Annotated in this window: 15 protein-coding genes, 1 pseudogene and 1 CRISPR repeat array; of the genes and pseudogenes, 3 read left to right on the forward strand and 13 right to left on the reverse strand. The window is 37.3% G+C overall.

Annotated features, from left to right (window positions below; all coding sequences use genetic code 11):
- Positions 1 to 18: 18 nt before the first annotated feature.
- The 4 genes from BALCAV_RS01470 to BALCAV_RS01480 all read right to left on the reverse strand — a co-directional run bounded on the left by BALCAV_RS01470 (position 19) and on the right by BALCAV_RS01480 (position 4958).
- A complete protein-coding gene (locus BALCAV_RS01470; protein WP_235213059.1) occupies positions 19 to 2244 on the reverse strand; it encodes a cellulase family glycosylhydrolase in 2226 nt (741 codons plus the stop codon).
- Between the two features lie 358 nt (positions 2245 to 2602).
- A complete protein-coding gene (locus BALCAV_RS01475) occupies positions 2603 to 3247 on the reverse strand; it encodes a TVP38/TMEM64 family protein (RefSeq protein WP_040323352.1) in 645 nt (214 codons plus the stop codon).
- A 283-nt stretch (positions 3248 to 3530) separates the two neighbouring features.
- Positions 3531 to 3674 carry a hypothetical protein gene (locus tag BALCAV_RS22500; RefSeq protein ID WP_168771643.1) on the reverse strand — a complete coding sequence of 48 codons (144 nt, stop codon included), beginning with the start codon at positions 3672 to 3674 and terminating at the stop codon, positions 3531 to 3533.
- Positions 3675 to 3776: 102 nt separating this feature from the next.
- Positions 3777 to 4339: a CRISPR direct-repeat array (repeat unit 32 nt; unit sequence ATTTCAATCCACGCACCCATATAGAGTGCGAC).
- Between the two features lie 265 nt (positions 4340 to 4604).
- Entirely contained in the window at positions 4605 to 4958 is a 354-nt protein-coding gene (locus tag BALCAV_RS01480) for a DUF1801 domain-containing protein (RefSeq protein WP_003321846.1), read from the reverse strand.
- A 309-nt stretch (positions 4959 to 5267) separates the two neighbouring features.
- On the opposite strand from BALCAV_RS01480, the gene BALCAV_RS01485 reads away from it, so the two are divergent.
- Complete coding sequence (locus tag BALCAV_RS01485; RefSeq protein WP_003321845.1) at positions 5268 to 5687, forward strand: acyl-CoA thioesterase; 420 nt, start codon at positions 5268 to 5270, stop codon at positions 5685 to 5687.
- A gap of 121 nt (positions 5688 to 5808) precedes the next feature.
- Here the strand turns inward: BALCAV_RS01485 and BALCAV_RS01490 are convergent, their stop codons facing one another.
- From BALCAV_RS01490 to BALCAV_RS01500, 3 genes are all read right to left on the reverse strand, one after another.
- On the reverse strand, positions 5809 to 6408 hold the full coding sequence (locus BALCAV_RS01490) for a sugar O-acetyltransferase (RefSeq protein WP_003321844.1): 600 nt from the start codon (positions 6406 to 6408) through the stop codon (positions 5809 to 5811).
- A 43-nt stretch (positions 6409 to 6451) separates the two neighbouring features.
- Complete coding sequence (locus tag BALCAV_RS21035; protein WP_136446091.1) at positions 6452 to 7102, reverse strand: CPBP family intramembrane glutamic endopeptidase; 651 nt, start codon at positions 7100 to 7102, stop codon at positions 6452 to 6454.
- 287 nt (positions 7103 to 7389) lie between these two features.
- Positions 7390 to 9537 carry a glycoside hydrolase family 18 protein gene (locus BALCAV_RS01500; RefSeq protein WP_003321842.1) on the reverse strand — a complete coding sequence of 716 codons (2148 nt, stop codon included), beginning with the start codon at positions 9535 to 9537 and terminating at the stop codon, positions 7390 to 7392.
- Positions 9538 to 10312: 775 nt separating this feature from the next.
- Here BALCAV_RS01500 and katG point away from each other — a divergent pair.
- A complete protein-coding gene (katG, locus tag BALCAV_RS01505) occupies positions 10313 to 12547 on the forward strand; it encodes a catalase/peroxidase HPI (RefSeq protein WP_003321840.1) in 2235 nt (744 codons plus the stop codon).
- A gap of 225 nt (positions 12548 to 12772) precedes the next feature.
- Here katG and BALCAV_RS01510 read toward each other — a convergent pair.
- The 3 genes and pseudogenes from BALCAV_RS01510 to BALCAV_RS01520 form a co-directional block, all read right to left on the reverse strand.
- Positions 12773 to 13512 (reverse strand): annotated as a pseudogene (locus tag BALCAV_RS01510) (amino acid ABC transporter ATP-binding protein).
- Positions 13513 to 13527: 15 nt separating this feature from the next.
- Positions 13528 to 14229, reverse strand: a complete 702-nt coding sequence (locus BALCAV_RS01515) for an amino acid ABC transporter permease (RefSeq protein WP_003321838.1) — start codon at positions 14227 to 14229, stop codon at positions 13528 to 13530.
- Positions 14230 to 14348: 119 nt separating this feature from the next.
- On the reverse strand, positions 14349 to 15236 hold the full coding sequence (locus BALCAV_RS01520) for a transporter substrate-binding domain-containing protein (protein ID WP_003321837.1): 888 nt from the start codon (positions 15234 to 15236) through the stop codon (positions 14349 to 14351).
- A gap of 268 nt (positions 15237 to 15504) precedes the next feature.
- Between BALCAV_RS01520 and BALCAV_RS01525 the strand changes: the two genes are divergently transcribed.
- Positions 15505 to 15957, forward strand: a complete 453-nt coding sequence (locus BALCAV_RS01525) for an OsmC family protein (protein WP_003321836.1) — start codon at positions 15505 to 15507, stop codon at positions 15955 to 15957.
- 287 nt (positions 15958 to 16244) lie between these two features.
- Here BALCAV_RS01525 and BALCAV_RS01530 read toward each other — a convergent pair whose 3' ends face one another.
- From BALCAV_RS01530 to BALCAV_RS01540, 3 genes are all read right to left on the reverse strand, one after another.
- Positions 16245 to 16652: a hypothetical protein gene (locus BALCAV_RS01530; RefSeq protein ID WP_003321835.1), complete on the reverse strand. Its 408-nt coding sequence runs from the start codon at positions 16650 to 16652 to the stop codon at positions 16245 to 16247.
- Between the two features lie 155 nt (positions 16653 to 16807).
- Positions 16808 to 17677 carry a methyl-accepting chemotaxis protein gene (locus BALCAV_RS23200; RefSeq protein WP_003321834.1) on the reverse strand — a complete coding sequence of 290 codons (870 nt, stop codon included), beginning with the start codon at positions 17675 to 17677 and terminating at the stop codon, positions 16808 to 16810.
- A gap of 12 nt (positions 17678 to 17689) precedes the next feature.
- Positions 17690 to 19144 carry an aldehyde dehydrogenase family protein gene (locus BALCAV_RS01540; RefSeq protein ID WP_003321832.1) on the reverse strand — a complete coding sequence of 485 codons (1455 nt, stop codon included), beginning with the start codon at positions 19142 to 19144 and terminating at the stop codon, positions 17690 to 17692.
- Positions 19145 to 19387 lie beyond the last annotated feature (243 nt).

Raw genomic sequence — 19387 nt, forward strand, 5'->3', positions numbered from 1 at the left:
CTTGGAAGCTCCTTTTCCCTACATTTCAAACGATTGTCTCCTTTTTAAGTAAACAGTAAGTGCGGCTCCTAACAAAAACAATAGTCCTCCAAGCAGAAGGTAATTAAATACATTCGTAGCCGTATTTGGCAGAATGTCCCCACCCTTTTTGTCTACTGCTCCTCCTCCACTAGAACCTTCATCTTCATTGTTAATAGTTGAGGCAAGTTCTTCTTCTTTTTCCTTCTCTTTCTGCCATTCCTCGATGATTGTTTTTAACTTATTTAGTTCACTTTCGATTTCTTGAATACGTTTTAAAGCTAAAGCAAATTCCAAACTGTTCAGCTCTTCCTCCAGAAATCTTTCAAACTCCTTCAGTTTACTTTTTATTTCAGAGATTTCAGCTGTCACATCTAAACTTTCGATTTGACTGAGTAGATAACTAATTTGTTCTTGCAATTCATTTACTTTCTGTTGTAATTCTTTGATTTGCTCCTCTTTTTTATCTTCTTCAACTGAATCATTTTCTTCCTCTAAATCATCTGGTAATGGATTTTCTTCTTCAGGTTCTGTTGGCGTCTCTTCATCCTCTGGAACAAAAACACCGACAATCTCATCACCCTTTTTTGTAAGTTGATAACTTAAGGACTCTCCACTCCAAAAATAGAAGGTAAGATTTACGTCCCCATCATTTAATTCATCGAAAAAACGACCATAAGGAAAACTGATTTCATCCTTTTCATAATCTGGTGAAAAAGCATAGCCAAATTCTTTAAACGTCGTCCAATTATGTGGTCCAGCTGCACTTCCATCTGGATAAATCGCTTCCATTGTTTGTAGGGCATCACCATTAAATTGAGCAGGAATGACATAATCACTTGTGTTACCTTCTGAATTCTCCAAAACAGGAATATCATACGTAATGACCTTAAAATACCAATCAGCCCCTTGATTAAACGTCGCTGTTAAGACAGCATTCTCACCTAATGAGTCAGCTGACGTTAGCTCTTCTAACAAATTGGCTTTTACGATTAACTGTTGACCATTTAATACATAATCTTCTCCTTCTATCAATGGTTGCCCTTCCAAAAGTAAAGACACAAATTCATTTCCATTCAGATTAAGTTCCAGGCTTCTATCCTCTATGTCCTCTCCCGATTGTAAATAAATAAAATTTGCTTCGGCTGTGGCAGAACGAGTTTCCCAACTAGCCCTCATCATGTCATAGAGCTCTTGATCGGCCCATTCAAACGTCGTACGTCCAAAGTGTTGACCGTTGTCCCAAAGCATATGGGTTATTTCTTTCTCTTGTGCATAATGAATCATAAATTCAAAAAACTTCAATTTTTCTCCTTGCTGAACGACTCCTGTATGTGTATCAAACCCTAATAAACCATATTCTCCTAATACAACTGGAATACCATTGGCTGTAAATCTATCTGCTACCCGATCAAATGTCTCCATAATATGATTTTTTGCTTCATTATCAAAATGAGTATGGCCGGCCACATTCACACTAAATGGCCAAAATCCATAAAAGTGAACGGTAGAAATTAAATAGGGATCATCTAGTTCGATAATCGTTTCATATAAATGCTCTAATTCCTCTATATGATCTGGACTCGAATCTAAGGTCGGTAAAACCAATGGGCGTATATCATTATGACCACCCGATTCTCGAACAATGTCATAAAATGAAGTGTTTAGATCATATAGAAAGCCTCTTTTTTCTTCCTCTGTCCCCCAAAACCTTGGTTCGTTAATACTCTCAAACATCAGTTCTAGCGGATAATCTTTAAAATGAGCAGATAATTGCTGCCAAATCTCTTGAAAACGAGCGAAGGACTCATCATATTCTTCATACATACCAGACTCTAACCAAATCCAAGAGTCATGATGTACATTAATCATGACATATAAACCTTCCTCTAAAGACCAGTCAACTGCTTGTGTAACTCTATTAAGAAAATCCTCCTTAATTGTATAATCATGCCCTTCAGCCATACGCTGATCAAACGTTAGAGGAATTCGAATACTTTTAAATCCTTGAGCGGCAATCTCTTTGATTAATTCCTTTGATACAAATGGATTTCCCCATGCTGTTTCATCCTTACCAACTGCATCAAATGTATTTCCTAAATTCCATCCTGGTTGCATCTCTTGTACATATTGTTGAATATCCATCTCTTGTTTGTCTTCATTGAATGCAAAACTTGTTTCCACCAAAAACATACTTACGACAAGTACCGATGCTAATATGATCATGCTAGTCTTCCAAAGGAGTCTTTTCCTACTAATCTTTTCCATTACATTCATTCTCCAAATATCCTCCTTTTACTATTAACTATCACACTGACAAAACAAAAAGAGTGATAACAAAATTCTTTCTACCATCTAAAGTAGCTAAAGCCTCCTTTTACAGCACTGAATTAAAACGCTTTCATATTAAAAATAACATAGGCAAAATAACCAAAAAACCGGATTAATTAGAGGCAAAACTATATAAAAAATAGTGATAAACCTCAAATAGAAAAAAACACCTCCAATTGTTGTCCTAACAATTGGAGGTGTCATTCATCCGTATATTAATTAAATTCATTTCTTCTCTACTAAAAAAGAGCCCCTATAATTTAGGAAGCTCTTCTGTTTTCACTGCTGCTTTTTGCCAAAGACGATAGCAACTATATACGATCGCTAAGAAAACGGCATAGGCTCCAGCTATTAATAAAATTTGACTGGGATTATGAACAAAGGAATTTCCAACCGTTGCAAACAAGATCATCGCCGGAACTTTCCCTAAGGATGAAGCAATCGCATAGGATAGAAACCGTACTCTGCTTAGGGCAGAGTAGATATTGACGATAATGGATGGAATGACTGGGATTAATCGTGTCATAAAAATCGTCATAAAAGCATTTTGTTCAAAAAGCCTCGTCACTTTTGCTAATGAACGATACCGATTCAAAAGCTGAATTCCCCAATCCTGATATCCATATCGGACAAAAACAAACATTATAATAGAAGCAAGTGAAGAACCAATCCACGTGACCGCGCTTCCTAAAACTCCACCATAAGCTGCTCCTAATAACGCTCCGATGATCGGATACGGAATAATTGGAAATAGGGCAAACAATGTAGCCAACACCATCGTTAACAAGACAAATTGCGTTCCACCCTCTTGTAACCAAACAAGCAGCCCTTCTCCATATACAAAAATAGATAAAGCCACTAATAAATATATAAATATAATGATTATTTTACGGTTCATAAAAGAATCTCCCATCTTCAAACTCCCTTTATTTTCTCACAAAACGAAGGAGAGTAAAGAGAAATGAATAAATATTCGATTCATTTTCAGAATTCGATAGGGGCACTTGTCGAACTACCTCTTTTTTTGCGGGTGGAGAGGGGCAGGAGTGGATTTTGGAAGTCATTGAAGCCAAAGCGAGAGAATTGGGAGGGGCAAAGAGAATCATAGAGCCGCAATGAAGCCAAAAGCCAGCGAATCAGAGCCGTGAAATTTCGACAAGATCAACTGTCACCTGTCGAATTTACTTCCTATTTAATTCAGCTTTTAACTTCTCTTTCATTCGCTCTACTTTGTTCACTTTTTTAAAGGTCAGGAATGAAATTAAAGTAACGATGATAAGCGTCCATTCTTTTTCTTCACGATTTTGTTCCAAGATTTTTTCCATAAGTTACTCACCTCCTATATATAATGCGACAGAAGTTTCATAGGCAAGCACGCCATATAAAGTGCGACTGTAGCTAATAAACGACTAGACGACTTCTTAAATATTTCAATCCACGCACCCATATAGAGTGCGACGTTAATATTAAATCGATAAGGAGGTTTTTTAATGATTTCAATCCACGCACCCATATAGAGTGCGACTATTTTCAGTACTAGCACTCCTAATGGTGATTGTATTTCAATCCACGCACCCATATAGAGTGCGACCTAAAGTCACCATTAGTTATTAAATTTTGTATCGGTATTTCAATCCACGCACCCATATAGAGTGCGACTATGATGCGATAGGCAAGGCTGACGCGGTGATTATTTCAATCCACGCACCCATATAGAGTGCGACCGTAAATGTGGCTGAAATCATACTCAACATTAGAATTTCAATCCACGCACCCATATAGAGTGCGACGACGAAACGATTGACGTTATTGACCTTAAATATGGATTTCAATCCACGCACCCATATAGAGTGCGACAAATTGAAAAAAACGAGAAGAATAAAACCGTTAAATTTCAATCCACGCACCCATATAGAGTGCGACTTGCTTGCTTGTCTCGTTTGATTGATTGTTTTGTAATTTCAATCCACGCACCCATATAGAGTGCGACTACGATTTTTGACTAAATAACGCTCAAAACCACTCAAATATATAAAAAACTTTCTCTTATTACTACAATACAGCAATTCCCCACTCGATTACGCACATATTTTCACATAATACTGTCTTTTTTCAGTGCGAATCTACTAGGTATTTTATGTTTGCTATAGGTTCGCACCGCTGTCAAAAATAAAAGACTCTTTAAGTTACACAGAGAACAGACTATAATTATAAAAATATTAGTGACCCTGTACCTGAAGCCCATTAACTTGTCATTATTTATTCAGTTCTATCGCTTCTTGAATGAGAGAATTATACAAATCCGCTCTTATATCCTCTACTTTTTTCACCTGGATATGACGCATATCTTTTCCCGTTCCTTGAAGTACCCCTTCCTTGTCATTAAGTTTTGAACCTTGGTAAAGGCCAAGGTTTACATGGTTTTTGGCAGGTGCTAAGTAACAAACAAGTCCACCTTGTGCATAACTTGGTTTTGACCATTTCACTTCTTCCACTAGTTCAGGCGATGCCTCCCATATAATCTTTCTCAAACTTAGCGTTATTTCCTGAGTATGTTCTGGGAGCTCTTCAATTAATTCCGTCACCTTAACATTTTCTCTCGTATTCATTGTCGTCCTCCTATACGTCTCTTCTAAAATCCCAAAATAGCCTTCTCACTAATTACTCTACAGCACCTATAATACCATAAAAAAACATTTATTCATTAAACTAACACATCCCTTAACACTCTCTCAAGTAGCTATCTCAAAAACTCAAAGTGAAAAGCAACTACTAACAATTCAGAAGCTCTTCACTATTCTTATCAGGTATAAGAATCCTCATTCATAACCACCTAGTAAAAATAGTCTTTCATGTTAAAATAATGTGAACAATCAATTTATTACTAAAATACATACCTACTAAAAGGAGCTGTTGAGATGTTTAAAACTGACATTATCGTCCGATTCAATGATTGTGACTCTTTAGGTCATGTGAACAACGCTACATACTTTACCTATTTTGAAGAAGGAAGAAAAGGACTTTTTCAAATATTTAACCCTTCTTTAGAAATCCGTTCTTGGAATTTGATATTAGCTTCTACCAAATGTGATTATTTACATGAAGTTGTCTATGGCCAACGGCTCACCGTTTACACGTGGGTAAGCCGACTTGGAAACTCAAGTTTTGATGTCGAACATGCGATACAAGATGAGGATAAAAACTGGGTTGCACGTGGAAAAGCAATATTGGCTTGTTACAATTTTGATACAAAAAAATCAACACCCTTAACTAATGAAACCCGTGAAAAGCTTCTCAATTATCAAACTGGCCCTAGTGATGCTCCGGAACTAGCATAAAACGATTTGTTACTCGTAAAACTAAAATGGCAGGCATAGAGGTTAGCTCTATACTTGCCATTTTAATTTTATATAGTAGAGATTGAACAACCTCCAACATTTTAGAAATGCCTATACATAGTTACTTATTAATCTTTCTATCCTTATGGTAATATACCTTATCTCGTTCGCCAATCTCCCGTAGCACCTTACAAGGATTTCCAACGGCTACGACATTGGCTGGTATGTCTTTTGTGACCACACTTCCTGCACCAATAACCGAATTCTCACCAATCGTGATTCCTGGAAGTACAACAGAATTTGCTCCAATCCACACGTTATCTTTAATAGTAACAGCTAAGTTGAATTGCATTTTCATCTTTCTCAAATCAGGATCAATCGGATGACCAGCAGTAGCAATCGTAACATTCGGTCCAAACATCACATCATTTCCTACATAAACAGGTGCATCGTCGACAAGCGTTAAGTTAAAATTAGCGTAAACACCATTTCCGAAATGTGTATTTGATCCCCAATTCGCCCTTAAAGGAGGCTCTACATAACAATCATCCCCACATTCCGCTAATAGCTTTTTTAATAAACTTTCACGTTTAGCAGATTCAGAGGGTCTCGTTTGATTAAAAGCATATAATAGCTCATTCCACTTCTGTTGTTCACTCATTAATTCATTTTCTGTCGGATCGTACAGCTCACCACTCAACATTTTTTCTTTACTATTCATTTCTATCTCCCCTTCACGATTTATCGTTATACTTCTTTATTTTTCACACTATCAAACTCTCTTTACCACTTTTCAGAACTTTTTTATTCGGTAAAAACACAAATTTTGCATCAACGAGAATATGTAAAAGAATAGGTATCCATAAACTTCCTGTCAGTACAAAAAGAAAGAAAAAAACAGCTCCTAAATAGGCCGTGAGTAACACACCCTTTAATCCTTGATACAAATGAACAATTCCAAATAATAAACTTGATATAACCCCTATAAAAATAATTGGAACTTCGATTGGAAAGTGACTAAAATAATAGAGCATTACACCACGAAAAATAATTTCTTCACAAACCCCTGCTGTCACAGCAACTAAAAGAAAAAGGACACGCTCACCAAATGTAGATGGTAATAAAAATTGAATACTTTCATCCGCTAAGCTTTCTGCTATTTTTGTTCGAATTGCTTTTGAGTAACGGATCATCAATGAAAAGAATAAAAGTACAATGCCTACTCCTACTCCAATACCTAGTATAGTTTCTAGATTTAGAGAAATATATGAAGAGTCATATGAAAATAAGTCGATAAAAGAACGTCCTGTGTAAACCCAATACATATAAAGAATAATAACGATTAACCATTGAGCTATCATAATCTCTATGTATATTCTCCACTTATTAATCTGATTATTTTTGAGCTTCTTCATATAAAAATAATCCCATATCGGATATCCGACAACAACTATCAATAAAGTTACTGTTAGAAAAATGATATTTATCACCTCTTCTTATTTAGGACATTTGCAAAAGCATATCTCTATGTTACCATATTCAACCAAGTTATTATTTATAGCACTTAACAAGTTTCTTCATTATACAGGAAGACATTCCTTCTCCATGAAGAAATGCCTCCCTATTCCGAAATCACTTATACTCTTCAAAGTATCGCTCATATAGAAACCGCTTCAATAGTTAAAGCGGCCATGTTTATCTTTTATTCCTTTACTAACTCTTTTCTTCTTTGATAAATAAAGAGACCAGCACCAACTAAAATAACGATAAATCCAACTGCTAACATGTTGTATAGATTAGTTGCGGTATTTGGAAGTTTATTGCTACTTCCTGATTTTTCGCCTGCATCTGTTTTGTCATTATTCGTTCCTTTATCTATACCGTTGGCGTCATCCTTACCTTTATCAGTTCCATTATCGTCTCCGTTATCATCATCATTGTTTCCGCCTGTTCCAGTTCCGTTATCACCATCATCGTTTCCACCTGTTCCAGTTCCGTTATCATCATCACCATTTCCACCTGTTCCAGTTCCATTATCATCTTCATCTTCATCCTCTTTATTTCCATCAACAGAACCATCGTTGTCTATTTCTTCATCTTCTACAAAAATTCCAAAAGTTGAAAAATGGGATACGATTACGGTGATTTCATTCTGAGCCACTTCATTAGAAACTTTCTCCCATTCCCCATCTTCACTATTAAAATAATAGAGTGCTGGGTCATTTGAGTCTTCTTTAACAGGGAATGTTAATCCAAACCCTTCTTCACTCGTGAAAGCTTCTCCATCTGGGTATTCGAAGGTAAACGTATACACAGGTCCATCTGCTTTTAGACCTGAAAGCTTGTCCATCCCTTCCGTAGCTTCTTCAATCTTTAATTTTGTACCCTCAGGTAAATCGGTAGGTAACTGGATTTGCACACCGGTCGCTTCTCCATCTTTTAAGACTTTTAAAAGACTTCCCGCACTAACAGGGGCAAACTCATCAGTAAGGCCAATTTCAACTTCTGGGACTGGGTCTGGCTCTGGGGCTTCATTTGAAACACCCAACCCATAAGAAACAGTCTTTAATAAATTATAATCCTCATCATCGCCCGCTAAATCCCAAACCATTGCTCCAGCAAGTCCAGTCTCTTTAATAAAATTGACTTTATATCCAAGGGATTCCACATTATCATAAGATATAAATTCACCCTTGCTTTCATTGTATAAATAGGGAACCTTAGCGACATTGTCAAAGAAATAATGATAGCCATCTTGATTAATAAGTGGCTTCACAACATCGTAATTGAGGGTTCCACCACCGAGTCCTGGCTTTTCCCACCCTGCTGCACATTGTTGATAGGCACCATTTTCCATCACTTTTTTGCCCTCATTATCTTCATTACACCCTGCCCAAGAATGACCATAAAATGGTAAACCTAATAACAATTTATCTTTTGGTACAGCTCCGTAAACGTTTGGCGTACTAGCTATACCAAAGCTCCATCCTCTTACTTGTTCTTCTAAAGGATCAAAATACAATGGCGAATTATGTCCAGTTAGTCCTGTCCATGTACCGTTGATGTCATAAGACATGATCGCCATATAATCAACAATTTCTGCAATTTTTCCTAATTCATTATTCTCCGCATATGCCCACGTTGCAGCACCGGCAATCGTCACTAAATACTCTCTGCCATCTTCTTTTTCTGCCTCGTTAAAAGCATCCCGCACAGCTTGTAATAATAATGTATGGTTTTCTTTATCACTCGGATCACGATGATTGTTAGGCATTCCCGCTGCCACTGGATACTCCCAATCGAGGTCTAATCCATCTAAATCAAACTCCCTCACAAAATCGACCGCTGATTGAGCAAACGTTTCACGCGTTTCGTCTGTTCTCGCTACTAAAGAAAGATTATTCGATAACGTCCATCCGCCAACAGAAATTAACGTCTTTAAGTCTTTGTTTTGATTTTTTAATTGAGCTAATTTCGGTAATTCTACTAAATCAGTTTCATAGTCATATAAAACAATTGTTCCATTTGCAAGCTCTGCTTCATTTCCTTGAAAATCTTTACAAGACCATGTTTTCGGTTCATCATCAGGAATTTCTTCATTGTCAGGATTCCCATGTTCGCCTTCCCAGCAGACATCGGCGAACGCATAATTAATATGTGTTACTTTATTCGGGTCCAGATTTTCCGGCGGATTCCAAGACGTATAATACCCTAAAACAATACTAGCTTTTTCTGCATGAACAGTGTTAGTCGGTTGAATAAGTAAACTTAACGATGAGAGCACAAGCAGTAGACTAAACACCAATGCAAATAAACCTCTTTGATCCCGTGAAACTGCAATCGTTTTCAATAATTCTTCCCCCTTACAAAATGGATAAATTTTCAACATCTAAATCGGTATTTTGACGTAAATCTGCAAGCCTAACCTATATAGACATCTAAACATTATAATATTATCACCTTTATAAATTGTCAATATATTATGAAAATTGTAATTCCTTTGTAATGTTTTGCTAAATTTCCTCGTAGTTTAAGAGATTTTGGCAGAGTAAAAGCATTGAATTTGCGTTTCTTAGGTATCTAAATGCTTACTAGCCTGCCATTGAATAAGATAACTAAACCTTTTGCACCTGCCCGAATGTCTCCATTTCCTCCTTTTAATTAAAGGAGATTTTAACTAGATTATCGAAGTAGTACGACTACCTATTGTTATTTGTTTATTTCCATAATTCTTCTCAATTATATTCACTACATGAGAAACTAACTATTGCTGAAACGATTGAAATTCATCCAATCCTCAACTTCTACTTCATCTTTTACACTTTGACAATTACAGTCAAAATTTGAACTTCCTAACCTTAGCAAATAAAAAACCTTACTCTTCTATAAGCTGCATATACATAGGGACAAATCGTAAAACACTCCTAAGAAATAAAAAAATAAATCTATAAAAAACCCTGATGTTACACAAATTTCTAAAAAAATTTTGATTTTGTGAAATAATAGTCTTTCATTTTCCGCAATAATTTAATATAATGATTATATAAGAATAATTATCATCTGATAGTTGTTAGCAGTTGTATAATTATTTTCGACTACTCTTTACAAAGAAAAGGAGAATTAGTATGAGCGAAAACAATATTATTTCAGAAGCAAATCATGGTGGAAATTCTGGCGGTAAATGCCCATTTTCACACGGTAGTACAACTAGTCAAAAATCAAGCGGTACTACGAACAAAGACTGGTGGCCAAATCAATTAAACTTAAATATTCTACATCAGCATGATAAGAAATCTAACCCACTTGGCGAAGAATTCGATTATGCAGAAGAATTTAATAAACTAGATTACGATGCACTTAAAAAGGATCTACACGATCTTATGACAGATAGCCAAGACTGGTGGCCAGCTGACTATGGTCATTATGGCCCAATGTTTATTCGTATGTCTTGGCACGCAGCTGGTACCTACCGTACTGGTGATGGTCGTGGGGGCGGTAATACAGGTAACCAACGATTTGCTCCACTTAACAGTTGGGCTGATAATGCGAACATTGATAAAGCACGTCGTCTTCTATGGCCAATCAAGCAAAAGTATGGCAACAAAATTTCTTGGGCTGACTTATTGCTTTTAACAGGTAACGTTGCGATCGAATCAATGGGTGGAAAAACATTCGGTTTTGGTGGTGGACGAGCTGATATTTGGCATCCTGAAGAAGATATCTATTGGGGTAATGAAACAGAAATGCTAGGTGATAACCGTTACAGTGGTGATCGTGAGCTTGAAAACCCATTAGCTGCGGTACAAATGGGTCTTATCTATGTAAACCCAGAAGGTCCTAACGGTAAGCCAGATCCAGTTGCAAGTGGTCGCGACATCCGTGAAACCTTTGCTCGTATGGGAATGAATGATGAAGAAACAGTGGCTCTTATAGCTGGTGGACATACATTCGGTAAAGCACACGGTGCCGGTGATGCTGCTCAAGTTGGCCCAGAACCAGAAGCTGCTCCTCTTGAAGCACAAGGTTTAGGTTGGTTAAGTTCACATGGTAGTGGTAAAGGTCGCGATACGATCACAAGTGGGATTGAAGGTGCTTGGACAGCAAACCCAACCCAATGGGATAATGGTTACTTTGATTTATTATTTGGAAACCAATGGTGGCTTACAAAGAGTCCTGCAGGTGCATGGATCTGGCACATTGTTGACCCTGAAGAGAAGGATCTTGCACCAGATGTAGAAGATTCATCCATAAAAGTTCCGACCATGATGACAACTGCGGACATGGCTTTACTTCATGACCCAGCATACGAAAAAATTTCTCGTCGATTCCATGAGAACCCAGAAGAGTTTGCTGATGCATTTGCTCGTGCTTGGTTCAAATTACTACACCGTGATATGGGACCTAAAGAGCGTTATTTAGGACCAGAAGTTCCACAAGAAGAGCTTATTTGGCAAGATCCAGTTCCAACGGTTGATTATGACTTATCTGAAACTGAAATTGCTGACCTTAAAGCAAAAATTCTTGGCACAGGACTTTCTGTTAGTGAACTAGTGAAAGTTGCTTGGGCTTCTGCTAGCACATTCCGTGGTTCAGATAATCGTGGAGGAGCAAACGGTGCCCGTATCCGCCTAGAACCACAAAAGAACTGGGAAGCAAATGAGCCAGCTCAACTTGAAAAAGTTCTTGGTACTTTAGAAGAACTTCAAGGTACATTAAATAAAAAAGTAAGCCTAGCTGACCTTATCGTACTCGGTGGTAGTGCAGCTATTGAAAAAGCCGCAAAAGAAGCAGGCTTTGACGTAACCGTACCATTTGCTCCTGGTCGTGGTGATGCCACACAAGAACAAACAGATGCAGAAAGCTTTGATGTATTAGAGCCAGTTGCAGACGGATTCCGTAACTTCCAAAAGAAAGAATATAGCGTAACGGCTGAAGAGCTTCTAGTAGACAAAGCACAATTACTAGGATTAACTGCTCCAGAAATGACCGTCCTTATCGGTGGTATGCGTGTACTAGGTGCAAACCACAGTGACACAAAATATGGTGTATTCACTGAAAATGTTGGAGCACTTTCAAACGACTTCTTCACAAACTTACTTGACATTGGTATTGAGTGGAAGCCAGTAAACGGAAGCGTATATGAAGGACGCGATCGCACAACAGGTGAAGTCGTACGTACAGCAACAAGAGTTGACCTTGTCTTCGGTTCAAACTCCGTACTACGTGCCATTTCAGAAGTTTATGCTCAAGACGATAACAAAGGGAAGTTTGTTAATGACTTCATCGCTGCTTGGGTGAAAGTTATGAACGCTGACCGTTTTGATCTTAAGGTTAAAAAGGCTGAATTAGCAGGGAAATAAGAAGAAACCGTTGTTGGATTAGACGGTGGTACAGCTTGTCGACCAAGTCTCATTTTACGAGGCTGTCGACAAGCTTTTTTTGTATGAATCAGAAGTGTCATGATGATCTAGCCGGCGTTCCTTCTCCTTTTTTTCACATACCACCGCCATCATTCTCGAGTTCCCCCTCCAAAATAAGAAAAACTGCACGGAGCACTCACTCCACACAGTTTTTGTCAACTATCATTATTCATCTAAAAGCTGTAAAAACTCTTTTGTCCGTTTTTCTTTCGGTTGTTCTAAAACGTCTGATGCTATCCCTTCTTCGACGATATATCCTCCATCCATAAACAGTACTTTATCTGCTACCCTTCTAGCAAAGTTCATTTCATGAGTGACAATCACCATTGTTTGGCCTTCTTTAGCAAGCTCTTCCATTACCCGAAGAACTTCTTTTACTAATTGTGGATCAAGGGCTGAAGTCGGTTCATCAAACAACATGACATCCGGATTCATCATTAATGCTCTCGCTATAGCCGCTCGTTGCTGTTGTCCGCCGGAGAGAGAATCTGGATATTTATCACGATGTTCGAGCATCCCTACTTTTTTAAGCAATATTTCACCATCTTTTATTAACTGCTCTTTTTTCTTTTTTTCACAAATAACGGAGCCTCAATGATATTTTCCATGACTGTCTTATGAGGAAATAAATGAAAGCCTTGGAACACCATCCCTGAAAAGCTCCGAATCTCTTTAATATCCTTTTTAGAAGGAGATTTCCCATCAAAGGAAAGAGCTTTATTACCAATCGTAACGGAACCGCCATTTGGTATTTCTAATAAATTTAGACAACGGAGGAGAGTTGTTTTCCCTGAACCAGAAGGCCCAATTAGGCACACTACCTCCCCTTTTTTTACAGAAAAATCAATAGACTGTAAGACAGTGACGTCATCAAACTTCTTATTCAAGTTCGTTACATTAATCATAAGCTAAAATCCCTTTCATCGTTTGCTCAAATAGCGACTGTACCGTTTTTCCAATCGTTCTTGGAAGTACCCTATCACAATACATACGATCCAATAAATGAGAGCTGCGGTAATGTACATCGTCATACTATCGAAAGTCCGACCAGCAACAAGACGCGATGTATATAAGAGCTCATGAACCGTTATGACAGAAGCTAAAGATGTTCCTTTGACAACATCCATAAAAATACTAAAAGTAGGCGGTAAAGCTATCCTTGTTGCTTGTGGAATAATAATTCTTCGTAACGTTTGTACATATCCCATTTGCAAAGACCCTGCTGCTTCCCATTGTCCTCGTGGGACAGACATGATGGCGGAACGGACAACCTCCGCAATATAGGCGGCAAAGTTTAAACTAAGCCCAACAATACCAGCCACAACAGCACTATTGAACTGGACACCAAGAACTGGTACACCGTAATACAAAATAAAAATAAAGACAAGAAGAGGGGTACCCCTCATAAATGATATATAAATTTTCGCCGGTAAGCGTAAAAACCAGAATTTTGACATTCTAGCTATCCCTAATAAAATACCAAGAATAAGTGCAAAAAACATACTAAATAGGGAAATAATTAACGTAATTTTTAAGCCTTCCATTAAAAAAGGTAATGAATTCCATGCTAGTTCTGGATCATATAAATGCTCCCACTGAATTTGATTAAACCATTCAATCACATTTTCGCCTCCTTACATATAAACCTTAAGTCTTTTACATAAAAAGAAAGGGATTGTCCCAAAAAGTCAAAAATCAACCTTTTGAGACACCCTCGTTATTCCAAACCTATACGTTTTTATTAAAAGTCAAAATCAACAACTTCAGATGAATCGACAGGTTGAGAAGCATCTTCCCCTAGAAATTCTTCTGATAAACGAGCAACCGTCCCATCCTCAATCAACGCTTCAATCGCCTCACTTAAACGTTCGGCTAATGCTTCATTTCCTTTTAAAACAGGCATCGCACTAGATGTTTCGTGGTATTTCACTTGAGGAGCCACAGCTAAACGGTCATCGCCGAACTCTTCAATCGTACGTGCTAATACAAGTCGATCATTTAAGTATGCATCCGTATTCCCACTAATCAAATCACGAAGAATCGCTTCTACTCCTCCGTCATACGCCGTTCCATTTGCTCCAATATGTTCTGCAAATCGAGCGTAGTTACTTGTCAGGGAGCCTAATGCCACATCAACACCCTCAAGATCGTTTGCCGTTTCGAAATTATCTACATCTTCCGCTCTCACAATAACAGATCCGTAAGAATATTTATATGGAACAGTAAAATCAAACGTCTCTAAACGCTCTTCTGTAATGGAAAAGTCATTTGTAGCAAAGTTAATTTGTCCATTCCGTAATGCTGGTAAAATACCATCAAAATCCATCGTGCTAAATTCTACTTCTACATCTAGATAGTTAGCCATTTCTCTTACTAATTCCACATCAAATCCTGTTAATTCATTATCTTCGTTATAGTAAGTGACAGGTGAATATGTACCTGATGTACCAACAATAATTTTCCCAGCTTCTTCAATATCAGTCCATGAAGTATCTTCTTCATTTGTACCTGTTTCTTCTGGTTGGTCACCAGCCGTTTCATTCTCATCAGCTGAATCGTCTGTAGTACCACATGCTGCTATCGTAAGCATAAGCATGACCATTAATAATAGTGACAAAATCTTCTTCATATATTTTCGCTCCCTTTAAATTCTTAGTTAATCAATCGGAATAATAAATTTAAATTACCATTAGTTCGTTCCATTGTCAATACAAATAATTTTCTCCTCATAGTTTATCCATTGAAAACGTTAATATTAAATTTTACTGGTACTACTTTAAAGGTTAGAATAAAAATAAGAGTAAGACAAAGGTTAAAGCATCAGAGCTGATATAGTAAACATTTCATTATATAGATTAATATCAATCCTAAAAAACACAAACTAAGGAGGAAAGAAGTTGGCAGAACATCATTTTCATTTAAAAGCAAATTGGCCTGGATTACGTAATGATGTGGGAGAGATTGAAACCAAAAATTTAATCACAAAAGTCTCGATCCCTCCAGAAATGGATGGCCCCGGAATCGGAACCAACCCTGATGAAATGCTCCTTGGTGCAGCCGCGACCTGTTATATCATTACTTTAGCAGCCATGATGGAGCGTAGTCGTTTAGATAAAGTTGATTTAACGATGACATCTGTTGGCATTGTTGATGTGACCAAAGGAGTCATCACCTATAAAAAAATTATCCATCGTCCCGAAATCGTCTTAAAACAAACCGCTTCGCCCCAAGATAACAAGTTAGCACATAAACTTGCTGAGAAAGCAGAAAAATCCTGCATGATTAGCCGAGCCATTCAAGGGAACGTAGAAGTTGAATTACAAGCAACGGTTAAGGTTGCTACTGAGTAAACAAATAAGCCATTAAAACGTTACATCAACCGGTGATTCAGTAAGCTTTGTAATGGCTGCATCTAAACTGGCTTAGAAAACGGCTATCTTATTAATAAAATAAACTTGTAAATACATATTAAAGCACCCTAATTTGAACAAATTAGGGTTGCTACAGCATTATAACTCAGTAGTCACAGGGCTTTAAATAGAAGCTCTTGCAAACAGATTAAAGATGTATGTAAGATCACTTCATCTAACCCCGTTCCACACTACAAATGTGGTCATTTACCACACTTTCAACTTTTTTATTCTCTCTTAACAAGCTCAAATGATTCTTCAAACTCATTCCATTTTACATTCACCTGTATAACTTCATCTTCATTTAATTTCATGCCATCCCCACCACCATCCATAGTAAATGTTAGATTATTAGGTGGTCTATCAAATTCTCTAGCACTACTACTGCCATGAAGACTCGTGTCGAAAGAAAATTCTATTTTTTTTAATGGTTGAATATCTTCAGTCGTTCCTTTGAAAGTCAGAATAAACTTATCCCTATACTTATTAGAATATACGGTTATTCCATTCTCTTCACCAAATATTTCTGCTCCTTCATATAGATAGTCAGCCTGCCAAAACTCTCCTTCCCCAGCAAAAAGGTATTGATAGTTTTCACCTTTATCATCTGAACAACCGCTCAATATCAAAAACATAAACAAGAGTGTTATTTTGATTAGATATCTAATAGGATCCCCTCCTTTGAAACTCTATTGGCGCTCGTTCAATATTTAATTTAAAATTACTTACAATATACTAACTTCCTTAAAGTGCACAAAAACACCTGCTCCTTAAGCAGATGTTTTTGTCATTACTTTTTATCTTCATCCGTAAGCATAGTAGATTCAGCAAGTTGAGCAAGCTCTTGAGCTTGATGATTGATTTCTTGAATCGTTGCTGAGAATTCTTGAATTGAACCTGTTTGTGTGTCCGTTAGCGAGTGGATTTCAGTAAATGCTCCATTTAATGCCCTTAATAGTTCTTGGATATTCTGAGTAATAGCATTGATTTGGTCAACATTTTCTTTTGAATTTGAAGCTAGCTTACGAATTTCACTAGCTACAACCGAGAATCCTTTTCCTACTTCTCCAGCTCTAGCCGCTTCAATAGCCGCATTTAAACCTAATAAATTACTTTGATCCGAAATCCCTTTAACAACTGATGAGATTTGCCCAATTTCTTCAGCACTAGAGCTAACATCCTTCATTTGACCCGTGATACTCGTTACTCGCTCAGATAGCTTCATCACGGAATCTGTAATATCTTCAATTGAGGCCGCTGTCTGTTCAACAATTGCCGAGAAACTTTCAGCCATCTCAAATAACTTGTTTGCCTTTTCTAAGCTCGTTCCGATACCTACACCACCAACTACCTTCCCTTCTTTGTTGTGTAATGGGATAGCTCGTGCAATTAATGGAAACCCAAAAAGCTCTTTTGGTAACACAGCCGATAATTGTGTTTTATTCCGAATTGCATTCGTAACAATATCACCTTCTACTAATGGGTCTCCCGAGCGAACATCTAAAGAAAAAGTTTTACCAGGAATATTCACAAGTAATTTCTCAGTGTCATAAATACCGACCGTAATATCATCTTGAATAAGATTATTTAACAATGGAGCCACTTTTACAAAAGCACTCAGTACATCATCTTCAATTTCTAAATTAGCTATATTATTCATGTTCTATCACCTCTAATATGGAAAGTTTCTTTGCGAATGATTGACTGAAATCCATTTTAACGTAGTGAATTCTTCTAAGCTCCACTCACCGTTCAATCGACCTAAACCTGATTGCTTTTCACCACCAAAAGCCACAATCGGTTCATCATTAATCGTAATATCATTAACATGAATCATACCAGTGTGAACCTTCTTGGCCATTTCTACACCACGTTCTGTATTGGAAGTGTGAATCGCACCACTTAAACCAAATCGAGTATCATTCGCAATCTCAATCGCATCTTCTTCCGTGTCAAAAGGGATCACACAAACGACTGGTCCAAATAATTCTTCTTGGGCTAAAACCATATTTGGAGTCACATCAATGAGAATAGTTGGTTCGACCATTCTTCCTTCAATATTGCCTTTTAATAAAGGCACCGCTCCTTCTTGTATACCTTCTTCAATTAAATTGTATAATGTTTCTGCTTGGCGATTATTGATCACAGGACCAATGATTGTGTCTGGGTCTCTTGGATCCCCTGTCTTCAGCTTGGAAACCTTGTCCGAATACTTATCAACAAACTCTTTATATACATCTCTTTGAACAAGAATCCGATTTGCTGACATACAAATTTGACCTTGATGTGTAAATCGACTAAATGTTGCAGCCTCAACAGCATAATCAATATCAGCATCCTCAAGTATTATAAAGGCACTATTTCCACCTAACTCGAGAATCGGCTTTTTGAAATTCTTAACAGCAACTTGTCCAATATAGCTACCAACTTTTGTTGAACCAGTAAAGGAAATGATTCTTGGGATTGGATGCTCAACAAATGCATCTCCAATTTCTTTAATATCGGTTACGATAACATTTAATAGCCCTTTTGGAACTCCTGCCTCCTCAAAGATCTTTCCGATAAGAGTTCCTCCTGTGATCGGTGAATCTTCATGAGGTTTTAATACAACCCCATTTCCAGCTCCTAAGGCAGGTGCAACAGATTTCATCGATAAATAGAATGGAAAATTAAATGGACTAATGACCCCTACAACTCCAGCTGGAATTCTGTATAATCTATTTTCCTTACCATCCTCTACTGAAGGCAATATTTTACCTTCCATTCTTAATGGAAAAGTGGCCGCTTCTTTGATAATGTTTTTTACAAGTCCTATTTCAAACATCGCTTTTAGACGTGTTCCACCTAACTCTTCCATAATTAGTTGGGTTATCTCTTCTATATGTGTATCAATGTACTTTACTGCTTCTTCAAGAATGTCTCTTTTTTTATATGGGTTCACTTTATCCCATTCGCACTTTGCCCTATGTGCTGCTTGGTAAGCAAGGTCAATATCAGCTTTATTCGCTATCTTAAACTCTGTTATCAGTTCATCATTGTATGGATTCACATTTTTAAGTACCGTACTACTCTGTCCATCTCTCCATTCTCCATCAATCAATTGCTTTCCCAATAACTTTGTATCCACGTTATCCCCACCTAGCTGTATAATTTATCCAATCATTATTAATATCGGTGAGTTCTCCATTTAATTTAGTTCTTTAGGAGCGCGAAATAATAAAAAAAGACCTGACTCCGTTTTTCACTTAAACAAATCCTAATGTAATCGCTTCTCATCCCATAAATGTCCTTTTATAAAAATGTTCACCTGACAAAATTCAGTTAAAATGACCCATAAAAAGTTTTTCACAAATAAAGGTGTAAGGATTTA

The sequence above is a fragment of the Alkalihalobacillus alcalophilus ATCC 27647 = CGMCC 1.3604 genome, assembly GCF_000292245.2.
Taxonomy (GTDB): Bacteria; Bacillota; Bacilli; order Bacillales; family Bacillaceae_D; genus Alkalihalobacillus; species Alkalihalobacillus alcalophilus.

Excerpts from the sequence above, each read along its gene's own strand:
- BALCAV_RS01470 (WP_235213059.1), bottom strand. The coding sequence starts at position 2,244 with ATGATCATATTAGCATCGGTACTTGTCGTAAGTATGTTTTTGGTGGAA.
- BALCAV_RS01520 (WP_003321837.1), bottom strand. The coding sequence starts at position 15,236 with ATGAAGAAGATTTTGTCACTATTATTAATGGTCATGCTTATGCTTACG.
- BALCAV_RS22500 (WP_168771643.1), bottom strand. The coding sequence starts at position 3,674 with ATGGAAAAAATCTTGGAACAAAATCGTGAAGAAAAAGAATGGACGCTT.
- BALCAV_RS01485 (WP_003321845.1), top strand. The coding sequence starts at position 5,268 with ATGTTTAAAACTGACATTATCGTCCGATTCAATGATTGTGACTCTTTA.
- BALCAV_RS01475 (WP_040323352.1), bottom strand. The coding sequence starts at position 3,247 with ATGAACCGTAAAATAATCATTATATTTATATATTTATTAGTGGCTTTA.
- BALCAV_RS01530 (WP_003321835.1), bottom strand. The coding sequence starts at position 16,652 with ATGTTTTTGATATTGAGCGGTTGTTCAGATGATAAAGGTGAAAACTAT.
- BALCAV_RS01480 (WP_003321846.1), bottom strand. The coding sequence starts at position 4,958 with ATGAATACGAGAGAAAATGTTAAGGTGACGGAATTAATTGAAGAGCTC.
- BALCAV_RS21035 (WP_136446091.1), bottom strand. The coding sequence starts at position 7,102 with ATGAAGAAGCTCAAAAATAATCAGATTAATAAGTGGAGAATATACATA.
- BALCAV_RS23200 (WP_003321834.1), bottom strand. The coding sequence starts at position 17,677 with ATGAATAATATAGCTAATTTAGAAATTGAAGATGATGTACTGAGTGCT.
- katG (WP_003321840.1), top strand. The coding sequence starts at position 10,313 with ATGAGCGAAAACAATATTATTTCAGAAGCAAATCATGGTGGAAATTCT.
- BALCAV_RS01490 (WP_003321844.1), bottom strand. The coding sequence starts at position 6,408 with ATGAATAGTAAAGAAAAAATGTTGAGTGGTGAGCTGTACGATCCGACA.